Source organism: Pyxidicoccus fallax, assembly GCF_012933655.1.
GTDB lineage: Bacteria > Myxococcota > Myxococcia > Myxococcales > Myxococcaceae > Myxococcus > Myxococcus fallax.
In genome coordinates, this window is the sequence record NZ_JABBJJ010000062.1 from 33124 (window position 1) to 44804 (window position 11681).

Consider the following 11681-nt stretch of genomic DNA (forward strand, 5'->3'; position numbering starts at 1 on the left):
GGGGCCGATTCGTCAACGGAGAGTGGCTGCGCGGAGGTGGACATGAGGCCCACTCCGGGCGGAGCGTCAGTGGAAATCTCCGTCACCATCCTGGCATGCCCGGCCCACTGAATGGAGGCGGCGCACAAAAGCCGCACTCCACCCACAACACCCCACCGTCCGACACGGGCCGCTCAGAACAGCGGGTCCTTGGGGTTCAGCGGCAGTCCCAGCTCCAGCCGGCCGAAGTTCTCCCCCGCCGCGTCGGGGTTGATGCCCGAGTGCACGGCCATCGCGTGCACGTCGCGCCAGTAGCGCTGCAGGGGGTTGCTCTCGAAGTTCGCCGCGGCGCCGCTGGCCGTGTAGAGCCGCTCCACCGCGCGCACGCACAGGGTGGCGGCGTAGGCGTAGTCGCGGCGCGTCCGCACGCGCTGCTCCAGCGTCAACATTCCACCGGGACGCTGGGTGTCGAGCGCCCGCCGCAGCAGCAGCTGCGCCGAGTCCAGCTCCGCGGAGGTCTCCGCCATCCGAATCTGCTGGTGTGACAGCGTGGCGACCTGGTCGCGGCTGTACATGGTGAAGCGCGTGCGCGTCGCCTCGCGCCACGTCTCGTACGCGCCGAGCGCGGCCCCGATGATGGGCGCCACCAGGGACGACGCCATCGGCGGCAGGAAGGGCAGCTTGTAGAGCGGCGCCTCGTGCACCTTCGAGCCCGGCGACTGGCCCTCGCGCACGTCGACCAGCCGCGCGTTGCGGTGCTCGGGGACGAAGGCGTCGGTGACGGCGACGTGGTTGCTGCCGGTGCCGCGCTGGCCGGCGACGAACCAGGTGTCCTTCACCTGGAAGTCCGCCCGGGGCACCACGAACAGCCGCACGTCCGGAGGGCTGGGCTCACCGCCGGCCGCGGCTGGGACGATGCCCGCGAGAATGGCCCAGCCACAGTGCTGGATGCCGCTCGCCCACGGCCACACGCCCGTGAGCCGGTAGCCGCCCTCGACGGGCGTGGCCTGCCCGCCGGGCACGTTGACGTTGGCGATGCACGCGTCCGGGTCCGCGCTCCAGACCTCCTGCTGCGCGGCCTCCGGCATCATCGCCAGCAGCCACGAGTGGATGTTGAGGAAGGAGAAGCACCAGCCCATCGAGCCATCCGCCTTCGCGATTTCCAGCGTGGCGTCGATGAACGCGTCCAGCCCCAGCTCGTGGCCGCCGAAGCGGCGCGGCGTCAGGAGCCGCACCAGTCCCGCATCGATGAAGTCGCGAATCATCGGCTCGGGGACGCGGCGTCGCGACTCGGCCTCTCCCGCGAGCGCGCGCACCCGGGGCACGAGCGCCTTCGCGCGGGCCACCGCCTCCGCGTGGGTGAGCGGCTGGGAAGAGGCGGGAGGCTGCGAGGAGCCGGGCGTCGTCATGGAGGCCATCCGCAATCCGGTATCAGAATCGTTTTTCGAGCACGACGTACGTGGGCGCGGCATGGCCCTCGTGGGTGCCATGGCGGAGGAAGGCGTAGCCCTGCCGGGCGTACCACTCCTGATGGTCCTTCAGCGCGAGCCGGACGTTGAGCCGCACCGGGAGGGGCCCCATGTCACGAGCGCGCGCCTCCACCGCCTCCATCAGCGCGCGAGCCACGCCCCGGCCCCGGTAGGGCGGCAGCACGGCCAGCCGGTCCAGGTACACGTGGTCTCCCCGGGGATGGAAGAAGACGCAGCCCTCCGGGCCGGCGGGAGACTCGGCGATGAGGGCGCCGCCGTCGTGCAGCTCGCGCCGGACGACCTCCTCCGTCTTGCCATGGGCGCTGGAGGGCGGCTCCAACCGCCCCCGGTACTCCTCGAACGCGTCTCGCAGCAGACGTGCGAGCAGCGAGGCATCCTCCGACACTGCTTCACGAATCATCGCGGACGGCTACTCCTTCAGCGCGGCGGTGAACTGGGAAATGGTCTTCTTCGCGTCGCCGAGCACCATCATGGTGTTGGAGCGGACGAAAAGCTCGTTCTCGATGCCCGCGAAGCCCGGGTTGAGCGAGCGCTTGAGGACGAGACAGGTCTTCGCCGAGTCCGCCGCGAGAATGGGCATGCCGTAGATGGGGCTGCTCGGGTTGCTCCGCGCGGCCGGGTTGACGACGTCGTTGGCGCCCACGACGAGCGCCACGTCGGTGGCGCCGAAGTCGTCGTTGATGACCTCCAGGTCGAAGAGCTGGTCGTAGGGGACGTTCGCCTCGGCGAGCAGCACATTCATATGGCCGGGCATGCGGCCCGCCACCGGGTGGATGGCATAGCGCACGTCGCAGCCCTGCGACTGGAGCGCGTTGGCCAGGTCTCGCACCGCGTGCTGGGCCTGGGACACGGCCATGCCATAGCCGGGCACCACGATGACGGAGCGCGCCGCGCGGAGCACCTCGGCCGCCTCCTCCACGCTGCCCACGTTGGGCGCGGGGCCCGTGGGCGCCGCTCCGGCCGCCACGGCCTTGCCCTCCGGCTCCGCGCCGAAGGCGCCGAACAGCACGTTGGTGAAGGAGCGGTTCATCGCCTTGGACATCATCATGCCCAGGATGAAGCCGGAGAAGCCGTCCAGCGCGCCGCAGATGATGAGGACGTTGTTGCCCAGCGCGAAGCCCGTGGCGGCCGCCGCCAGGCCCGCGTACGAGTTGAGGAGGCAGATGACCACCGGCATGTCCGCGCCGCCGATGGGCAGCACCAGCAGCACGCCCAGCAGCACGCCCAGCGCCGCGACGGCGTAGAAGGCCCAGGCCGCGCCCGGCTGGTACACCAGGAGGCCAATCAACCCCAGCGTGCCGGCGATGAGCAGCCCGTTGGACGCGTTCTGCCCCGGGTACGTGACGGGCCTGCCGGTGATGAAGCCCTGCAGCTTGCCGAAGGCCATGAGGCTGCCGGTGAAGGTGAGCGCGCCGAGCGCCACCTCCAGCCCCGTGGCCGTCACCTGCAGCGTGCTCATCTTCGGGCCGCCGTGCTCCAGGTACTCGACGACGCCCACCAGCCCCACCGCGAGCCCGCCGAAGGCGTGCGACAGCGCGATGCGCTCGGGCATCTTCGTCATCGGAATCCACAGGCCCATGCCCGTGCCGATGGCCGAGCCGATGAGGAGGGCCACGAGAATCCACTCCCACCGGACGATGACGCCGGTCACCGCCACGCCGTACAGCAGCGTGCCGGCCACCGCGGCCACCATGCCCACCTCCGCCAGCAGCACGCCCCGGCGCGCCGTCTGGGCGTCGCCCAAATCCCTCAGGCCGAGGATGAAGAGGATGGACGCGGCGAGGTACAGCAGTTGGACGAACGTCTCCGTGGTCGAGAGCGTCACCGCGTGCCTCCCTTCTTCTTGAACATGCGGAGCATGCGGTCGGTGATGAGGAAGCCACCCACCACGTTGATGGTGGCGGCCAGCACCGCCACCGCGCCGAGCACCGTGGACAGCGTCCCGTAGTGGCCGCCCGCCGCCAGCAGCGAGCCCACCAGGGAGATGCCGGAGATGGCGTTGGTGAAGGCCATCAGCGGCGTGTGCAACAGGTGCGGCACCTTGGAGATGACCTGGTAGCCGGTGAAGGCGGCCAGGAAGAACACGTACAGCCCGAAGATGAGCGTCAGGGACATGTCAGGAGGCCTCCTTCAGGGCCACGTCCGCCACGGCCGGATGGACGACGTCCCCACCGCGGGTGATGAGCATTCCCCTCACGATTTCGTCGGACGCATCCAGCTTCAGCGCGCCGTCCTTGTCGGTGACGTGCGCGAGCAGCTTCTCCAGGTTGCGCGAGAACATGGCGCTGGCGTGCACGGCGAGCTGGCTGGGGAGGTTCTTCTCGCCGATGACGGTGACGCCGGTGTCCGTGCGGTAGCGCTCGCCGGGGCGGGTCAGCTCGCAGTTGCCGCCCTGCTCCGCGGCGATGTCCACCACCACCGAGCCGCTCTTCATGCGCCGCACCATGTCCGCGGGCAGCAACACCGGGGCGCGCCGTCCAGGAATCTGCGCGGTGGTGATGACGGCGTCGGACTTCGCCACGTGCACCGCCAGCGCCTCCGCCTGCTTCTTCTTCGCCTCCGCGCTCAAGTCCTTCGCGTACCCGCCGGAGCCCGCGGCGTCCTCGATGTCGATGTTGACGAAGCGGGCGCCCAGGCTCTCCACCTGCTCCTTCACCACCTTGCGCACGTCGTACGCCTCCACCACCGCGCCCAGCCGGCGCGCCGTGGCGATGGCCTGCAGGCCGGCCACGCCCGCCCCCAGCACCAGCACCTTCGCCGGGGGAATGGTGCCCGCCGCCGTCATCAACATGGGGAACAGCTTCGGCAGCGCCTCCGCCGCCAGCAGCACCGCGCGGTAGCCGGCGATGGTGGCCTGCGAGCTGAGCACGTCCATCATCTGCGCCAGCGTGGTGCGAGGCACCATGTCCAACGCCAGCAGCGTCACCTTCCGGTCCGCGAGCGCCCGCGCCAGCCCCGGCTGCGCCAGGGGATACGCGAGGCTCGCCAGCACCGAGCCGGGCTTGAGCAGCGCCAGCTCCTCCGGGCCGGGCGGCTGCACCTTCAGCACCACGTCGGCGGCGGAGTAGACGGCGGCGGCATCCGGTTCGATGCGCGCTCCGGCGGCGCGCAGCTCCTCGTCGGAGCACTCCGCGCCCAGGCCCGCTCCGCTCTCGACCACCACTTCGTGCTTCCTGCCGACGAGGCGTTTCACGCTCTCCGCCACGAGCGCGACCCGCCTTTCGCCCGGCACCGTCTCACGGGGGATGGCGATGATCATGCCCGGCAGGACAGCACAGGCCATCGCCGCCAGTCACACCCCGGACACACTCAAGGCATGACAGACAACGCCTACCCGGCCCCGCGGTACTAGGGGTCATCCACATGCCCCACCGGGTCAATGCCTGACGAAGCCTTCCGGCGGCGGCCGCCGCTCAGGAGGCCCGCATCACGCTCGCGTCCTCGCGCAGCGCGGCCACCCAGGCCTTCGCCTCCTCCTCGGTCTCCACCAGGGCGAAGGACAGGGTGCCGCGCGCCACCGTCGCGTGGCTCCGCGTACCACCCGCGGTGCGCACGGGGAGGCTGGCGCCGAAGAGGACGATGCCCGTGTAGGGGCTCTCGTCCGGATGCGCCGCGAGGGCCTTGCGCAGCTCCGGGCTGAGCCCGGAGCTCTGCCGCAGGTCCGCGATGAGGTAGAGCGTGGGCTGCCGCGCCAGCAGCTCCGCCGTCACGGCGCGGGAGGCCTCCACCAGCGCCAAATCGAAGACACCCACGACAGCGAGCCGGAGGGTGTCCGGCCCCTCGAACCAGAGCTTGCTCCGCCCCAGCGTCCACATCACCCCCATGACGATGCTCCTCGCGGTACTCGCGGGTCCGGCCGGGCCGGTGAGGCTCAGGACACCTTCGCCGCGCGCGCGGCCTCGCGCTGCTCGGCGGTCCAGGACCTCGCCTCCTCCTCGGTGGCCACCATGGTGAACTTGATGGTCGCCTTGCGTCCCAGCAGCTCCTGGGCGCGCGACATCATGTTGACCATGGTGCGCATGGCGAAGCTGGAGCCGTACATCACCGAGCTGTCGAAGGGCAGCGTGTCCGGGTGCTCTCCCATGAGCTTGCGCACGTCCGGCGACATCCCGCTCCCCTTCCGCGCGTCCACGATGTGATGGAGCACCGGGTGCGTCTTCTTGAGCTCCAGGACGAGCACGCGCATCTCCTGCAGCAGCTTCATGTCGTACACGCCGTCGGTGGCGAGCCACACCGTGTCCGGCTCCTCGAACCACACCTTATGCGGGCCCAGCGTCCACACGTTTCCCATGACTCTTCTCCTTGGACTCGTCGCGAATGAGGAGTGGCGCTACCGGGTGCCGCCGGAGTGCTGGCGCAGGTAGAGGAAGCACTCGCGCAGGCCTTCCTTGAGGCTGCCGAGCGTCTTCACCTCGCGCAGGTCCACGCCAATCTGCACCAGCGTCTGGGCAATCAGGGGGCTGATGCCCGTCACCACGCAGTACGCCCCCAACAGGCGCGCGGCGTTGACCATCTTGATGAAGTGGTTGGCCGTCATCGTGTCCACCACCTCCACGCCGGTGATGTCGATGATGACGCAGCGGGCCTTCCCCTGGACGATGCGGTGCAGGAGCCGCTCGGTCATCTCCACCGAGCGCTGCGTGTCCACCACGCCCACAATCGGCAGCGTGAGGATGTCGTCCCACAGCTCGATGATGGGCGTGGACAAATCCCGGATGGCCTCGCGCTGCCGGTCGATGGTGGCGAGCTTCTCCTCCAGCTCGCGGTTGCTCGTCGCCAGGCGGTTGAGCATCTCCTCGTGCTCGTGGCGCGTGCTGGCCAGCTCGCGGGTGAAGACGTTGAGCGTCTCCTCGAGGGCGGCCAGCTCGTCCGCGTCCTGGACGGGGATGGTGGTGCGCTCGGGAGAGTACTCACCCACGGAAATCATCGACAGCACGTCGATGATACGGCTGATGCGCTCGGGGCTGACGGACAGCAGGTCGGACGGCTTGGGCTGGGCGCTCATGGGGTGTGGGGAGGCTCTCAGGCGGACTTCGGGGGAGTGGGAGAGGACAGGCCGAGCATCTCGTCCGCCAGCTTCTGGGCGGCCTCGCGCTCGGAGGCGGCGGTGCGGCCGCCCACCACCTTCACGCCGAGCAGCGCCAGGCCCTCTTCCAGGCCCAGCGTCGTCTCCACGCCTTCCATCTGGATGCCCATGCTCTGCAGCGTGAGGGCCACGTCCGCGCCCATGCCACACAGCACGGTGCGCGTGCCCATCAGCCGCGCGGAGGCGGCCAACCGGGCCAGCACCGCGCACAGGTGGCTGTCCACCAGCCACAGGCCCGAGATGTCCACCACCATGCCGCGCGCGCCGGTGCGCTGGATGTCGCGCAGCACGTCCGAGCTCAACTGCGCGGCCTGGGCATCCGTGATGTCGCCCTGCAGGGGGACGATGAGGTTGCCCCAGAGGGGGATGATGGGGATTCGGGAGGTCTCACGCTCCGGGCGCGGGGGCGCCTGGAGGAAATCCTGGCTCATACGGTCTCCACGTCCGCCACCAACACGGTGGCGTCATCGGTCGGTCGGCTGTAGCGCTCCATCAGCAGCTCGCAGGCCTTCTCGGGAGAAAGCCTGCGGGCGGGCTCCAGGTCCACCCGGAAGGTCAGCCCATCGCTGAAGAGCACGATTCGGTCCCCGGGGGCCATCGCCACCGAGACGGTGCGCAGCGTGCGCATGGACTGGCCGAGCACCCCCGGCGTGGGAAGCACCGGAACCTTCGTGCCGCTGGTGCGCAATTCCACGTTGCCAACCCCGCCACAGTGCAACCTCTTCCCATCGAAGAGGCCCAGCATCACCGCCGCGCCCCGGCCGCCACGCAGGGCGGCGTGCAGCGCCTCCACCAGGGGCTCCACCGCGGTGCCCAGCGGCAGCGAGTTCAGACACCGGACCGCCTCGGCCGCCGCCTGGGCCGCCATGGGCCCGTGGCCGAGCGCGTCCACCACCGCCACCAGGGTGTGCCCGCCCTCCTCGCGCACCAGCGCCGCGTCACCATTCGCCACCTCGCCCTGCTTCGGCCGCGAGCGGTGCGCGACGGACAACCTCACAGCCACACCTCGAAGTCCACCTGGGTGCCGTTGGGGCCGGTGCGCACGTCGAACTTGTCCGCCAGCCGCTTGACGCCCAGCAGCCCCAGGCCCATGCCCGTCTTGCTGCGGTACGTGCCGGACAGCACCTTCTCCAGGTCGGGGATGCCGCGGCCCTGGTCCTCGGCGCGCACGCGCAAGAGGCGCCGCGGCGTCTGCTCCGGCGTGAGCTGGATGGTGCCGCCGCCGGCATAGGAAATCTGGTTGCGCGCCAGCTCGCTGACGGCCGTGGCCACCTTCTGGCACTCGAAGCCGCGCCCGCCCATCGTCTCGCACATGGCGCGCGCCGCGAGCCGCGCGTGGCTGGCGTCCGCCTCCGTGCGCACCAGATAGGTGGTGGCGCGCAGCGCCGGGCCCGCCGCGGCGGCCTTGGACGCGGACGCCCCGGGAGCCCCCGCCGCCGGCTGCGTCAGCGTCCGCAGCTGCGCGGCGAGCTGCGGCCGGCGCGCCGGGTCCACGAAGTGACGCGTGGCCGGCTCCAGCGCCTCGATGACGCGGGGCAGCTCCGCCGCGCCCACCGAATCGAGAGACAGCCGCAGTGGCTCCAGCGTGCCGCGAAGCACGAGCCGCGCGGCGGTGTCCGACATGAACTGCTGCAGGACGCGCAGCACGTCCGCGCACATCGAGCCCCTGCTCACCAGCGCCTCCTGTCGTCGAGTACCAGCTTCTTGCGGGCGAGCACTTCCAGGCCTCCGCCCTCGCGGTTGCACACGTGCACACCGTCCGTCAGCCGCATCACCGCCGCGCCGCCCTCGCCCAGGCTCTCTCCGGGCAGCGGGCCGGGACGGCCCTCACGGCCCATGAAGAGGCGCGAGGGGTCCGCCATGCCCGGGCCCCTGTCTCGCGAGCGGATGAAGAGCCACGCTTCCTCACACCACAGCTCCACCGTGCCGCCGGCAATCGCGTGGCGCACCAGGTTGGTGGCCAGCTCGCTCACCACCACCGCCACCTCGGCGGCGGCCTGCGCCGGCAGTCCCATCTGCCGCGCGAAGCGTCGTCCCAGCGAGGCGGCCACCGCGGCGTCCGACTTCAGTCGGACCTCCACGCAGAGTGGTGCCTCGGGACCTGAGAATATGGAAAGTGGGGCCGGCACTATCTATCTCGGGCGGAATTTTTCGATACGACTCCCAAAAATAGAACACCATTGTGTCCAAAATGTAAAGTGGTGCACTTGACACCCCCCACGCTCCCTTCCAGTTCCTGGAAGGTCCGGGCACAATGCGGAGTTTTTGCGAATTGATTCCCGGCTTCACCGACCTGGGTCGGGAAGCTCAGGGTTTCCTGCTCTTGGGGCGGAACAGCGACGGAAGCGCCCGCGGCGGAGCCGGGGCGCCCCGGTTTTCACGCACCGTTCAAGTGGTGGACCTGCAGGTCCGGGCCGACGGCGAGGGCGGTGCCCTGGGGCAGCTCCACCCAGCCGGCGGGGCGCTTCAGGTGACTGGCCACCACCACCGTGCGGCGGCGCCGGTGCGCGCCCACCGTGGGCTGCGTCTCGGGCGTGCCGGGCGTCACGCCGCACAGGTCGCACTCCGCCGAGCCCTCCAGCCGCGAATAGAAGAGCGGCTCCTGGCCGAAGCGGCACGCGGCGAGGACGTAGCCGTTGGTGGCCACGAGGTTGAGCGTGGAGGCGCGCGTGACGCCATGGTCGATGGCGACCTTGATGACCTCGCGCGCGGTGTCCGCCAGCAGGCGCGCGGTGACGTCCGCCTCCAGCCGCGGGTCATCCGTGCGGCCCACATCCCGCAGGTGGCGCAGGAAAAGGGCGAAGAGCACCTCGCTGTCGGTGCCGCCACGCACCTGGCGCTGCAGGTGCTCCGGCAGCGACGCCATCAGCGGGGCGCGCAGCGCGTCGAAGTCATTGAGGGCGCCCTGGTGCGCGAACAGCCAGCGGCGGGCGCGGAACGGCTGGGTGTTGTCCTCCAGCGACTGCCCCACCGGCAGCCGGCCGCCGTGGAACAGCAGCGCGTCGGACTCGTGCGGCGGGGCGAGCGAGTCCATGCCCAGCTCCCCGTTGCTGGCGAAGCGGCGCAGCAGCACCTCGTCCTGCGCATACGCACCCACCCCCACGGCGTTGGAACGCTGCTCCCCCTGCAGGAGCACCTGCCCGCCGAGCCTGTGCAGCTCGCAGCGCAGCAGGTTCGGGTCGGACGTCAGGGCGGCGAAGACGACGGACATAGGTGTGAATACCCCCTTCCGAAGGATAGATAATGACGTCACCGCCCCCCCTCAAGCCAGCGGGCACGCCCCCTCGCTCACTCGCTAAGTCCTTGAAATGGCTGGACTTTGAGTGATTCGAATCGTTGACAGATCTGGGGTTCGCCGCCTAACCTCCGCGCTTCACCGACGGGCCTGGAGTGCAGGTCTTCACCGGAGACGGAATGGCGGACGACATCGCAATCGGCATCGACCTGGGCACGTCATATTCGTGCGTCTCAGTGGTCCAGGACGGACAGCCCATCGTCATCCCCAACGAGTGGGGCGAGACGACGCATGCCTCCTGCGTGTCCTTCCTCGAGGATGGCTCCGTGCTGGTGGGCAACGCGGCGAAGAAGAACATCATCACCAGCCCGGAGCAGACGGTCTACTCCGCCAAGCGGCTCATCGGCCGCTACTACTTCTCCGACGAGGTGAAGAAGGCGCAGGCGGTGATGCCGTACCGCATCGTCGAGGGCGACAACAACTCGGTGCGCATCGCCGTGGGGGGGCGGACGTACTCGCTGCCGGAGATCAGCGCGCTGGTGCTCAAGGAGATGAAGGCGGTCGCTGAGACGTACCTCGGGCGGGAGGTGAACAAGGCGGTCATCACCGTTCCGGCGTACTTCAACGACAACCAGCGCCAGGCGACGAAGGACGCGGGCCGCATCGCGGGGCTGGAGGTGCTGCGCATCCTCAACGAGCCCACCGCGGCGGCGTTGGCGTACGGCTTCGGCCGGGACGTCAACCAGCGCATCGTCGTCTACGATCTGGGCGGCGGCACGTTCGACGTGTCGATTCTGGAGATTGGCAAGGACGTGTTCGAGGTGCTGGCCACCGCGGGCGACACGTACCTGGGCGGCGACGACTTCGACGACCGCATCATGACGTGGCTGGCGGACGACTTCCTGGCGAAGACGCGGCTGGACGTGCGGCAGAACAAGTACTGCCTGCAGATGCTGAAGGAGGCCGCGGAGAAGGCGAAGATCGACGTGGGCCAGACGGGCACCGCGGACATCGTCTGCCAGGGCATCTGCCAGGACGCGCAGGGCAACATCATGGACCTGCGCGGCACGCTGAACCAGGACCAGTTCAACCGGATGGTGATGGACCTGGTGCAGCGCACGTTCAAGGTGTGCGACGAGGCGCTGCAGAGCGCGCGGTTGACGGCGGCGGACATCGACGCGGTCATCCTGGTGGGCGGGCCCACGCGGCTGCCCATCATCCGCAACTCCGTGAAGCACTACTTCCAGAAGGAGCCGCTGGAGGGCATCAACCCGGACCAGGTGGTGGCCATGGGCGCGGCGCTGCAGTCGCACGCGCTGCTGGACAGCAAGACGGAGACGTTCCTGGTGGACGTCACGCCGCTGACGCTGCGCATCGGCACGGTGGGCGGGTACACGGAGAAGATCATCGACAAGAACACGCCGGTGCCCATCGACCGGTCGAAGACCTTCACCACCAGCCGCGACGGGCAGGAGAAGGTGAAGATCCGCGTGTACCAGGGCGAGTCCAACCGCGCGGACGAGTGCGAGATGCTGGGCGAGTTCGAGTTCTCGGGCTTCCGCATCGGGTACCGCGGCGAGGTGAAGATCGAAGTGACGTTCGAGATCAACACCGACGGCCTGGTGAACGTGTCCGCGTGTGACACGGAGACGGGCCAGAAGACGTCGACGACCATCACCCTGTCTTCGGGCATGACCGAGGCCGACATCCAGAAGTCCATCCAGGCGAACCGGGACACGCGGCTCGCCGGTCACAACACCAACGACCTGCCCGCGGTGGCCCAGTAGGCGGCCCGCCAGAAGACGCCGATGTCCCAGCCTTCCGACCCCAGCACCGGCAAGCCGCCGGGAGCCCCGCCCGGGACACCGGCGGCTCCCGCACGCCCCGCCAT

14 protein-coding genes are annotated in these 11681 nt (G+C 69.8%); 1 reads left to right on the forward strand and 13 read right to left on the reverse strand.

Annotated elements, in window-relative coordinates:
- Positions 1-173: 173 nt before the first annotated feature.
- The 13 genes from HG543_RS15700 to HG543_RS15760 all read right to left on the reverse strand — a co-directional run bounded on the left by HG543_RS15700 (position 174) and on the right by HG543_RS15760 (position 9766).
- Entirely contained in the window at positions 174-1388 is a 1215-nt protein-coding gene (locus HG543_RS15700; protein WP_169345573.1) for an acyl-CoA dehydrogenase family protein, read from the reverse strand.
- Between the two features lie 22 nt (positions 1389-1410).
- Entirely contained in the window at positions 1411-1869 is a 459-nt protein-coding gene (locus tag HG543_RS15705; RefSeq protein ID WP_169345574.1) for a GNAT family N-acetyltransferase, read from the reverse strand.
- Positions 1870-1878: 9 nt separating this feature from the next.
- Positions 1879-3294, reverse strand: a complete 1416-nt coding sequence (locus tag HG543_RS15710) for an NAD(P)(+) transhydrogenase (Re/Si-specific) subunit beta (protein ID WP_169345575.1) — start codon at positions 3292-3294, stop codon at positions 1879-1881.
- Positions 3291-3584 (reverse strand): NAD(P) transhydrogenase subunit alpha part 2, encoded by a 294-nt coding sequence (locus HG543_RS15715; RefSeq protein ID WP_169345576.1) that lies wholly within the window; start codon positions 3582-3584, stop codon positions 3291-3293. Before HG543_RS15715 ends, HG543_RS15710 begins: the two co-directional genes overlap by 4 nt.
- 1 nt (position 3585) lies before the next feature.
- Positions 3586-4752 carry a Re/Si-specific NAD(P)(+) transhydrogenase subunit alpha gene (locus HG543_RS15720; RefSeq protein WP_246357055.1) on the reverse strand — a complete coding sequence of 389 codons (1167 nt, stop codon included), beginning with the start codon at positions 4750-4752 and terminating at the stop codon, positions 3586-3588.
- 130 nt (positions 4753-4882) lie between these two features.
- Positions 4883-5293, reverse strand: coding sequence for an STAS/SEC14 domain-containing protein (locus HG543_RS15725; protein WP_169345577.1), 411 nt, complete (start codon positions 5291-5293; stop codon positions 4883-4885).
- A gap of 47 nt (positions 5294-5340) precedes the next feature.
- Positions 5341-5760, reverse strand: a complete 420-nt coding sequence (locus tag HG543_RS15730; protein ID WP_169345578.1) for a hypothetical protein — start codon at positions 5758-5760, stop codon at positions 5341-5343.
- A gap of 39 nt (positions 5761-5799) precedes the next feature.
- On the reverse strand, positions 5800-6474 hold the full coding sequence (locus HG543_RS15735; RefSeq protein ID WP_169345579.1) for an STAS domain-containing protein: 675 nt from the start codon (positions 6472-6474) through the stop codon (positions 5800-5802).
- 17 nt (positions 6475-6491) lie between these two features.
- Complete coding sequence (locus HG543_RS15740) at positions 6492-6986, reverse strand: STAS domain-containing protein (RefSeq protein ID WP_169345580.1); 495 nt, start codon at positions 6984-6986, stop codon at positions 6492-6494.
- Positions 6983-7552 carry a SpoIIE family protein phosphatase gene (locus HG543_RS15745; RefSeq protein ID WP_169345581.1) on the reverse strand — a complete coding sequence of 190 codons (570 nt, stop codon included), beginning with the start codon at positions 7550-7552 and terminating at the stop codon, positions 6983-6985. The genes HG543_RS15740 and HG543_RS15745 overlap by 4 nt, the downstream gene beginning before the upstream one ends.
- On the reverse strand, positions 7549-8229 hold the full coding sequence (locus tag HG543_RS15750) for an ATP-binding protein (RefSeq protein WP_169345582.1): 681 nt from the start codon (positions 8227-8229) through the stop codon (positions 7549-7551). Before HG543_RS15750 ends, HG543_RS15745 begins: the two co-directional genes overlap by 4 nt.
- Complete coding sequence (locus tag HG543_RS15755; protein WP_343073371.1) at positions 8226-8636, reverse strand: ATP-binding protein; 411 nt, start codon at positions 8634-8636, stop codon at positions 8226-8228. Before HG543_RS15755 ends, HG543_RS15750 begins: the two co-directional genes overlap by 4 nt.
- A 296-nt stretch (positions 8637-8932) precedes the next feature.
- A complete protein-coding gene (locus tag HG543_RS15760) occupies positions 8933-9766 on the reverse strand; it encodes a class II glutamine amidotransferase (protein WP_169345583.1) in 834 nt (277 codons plus the stop codon).
- A gap of 203 nt (positions 9767-9969) precedes the next feature.
- On the opposite strand from HG543_RS15760, the gene dnaK reads away from it, so the two are divergent.
- Positions 9970-11577: a molecular chaperone DnaK gene (gene dnaK / locus HG543_RS15765; protein ID WP_169345584.1), complete on the forward strand. Its 1608-nt coding sequence runs from the start codon at positions 9970-9972 to the stop codon at positions 11575-11577.
- Positions 11578-11681 lie beyond the last annotated feature (104 nt).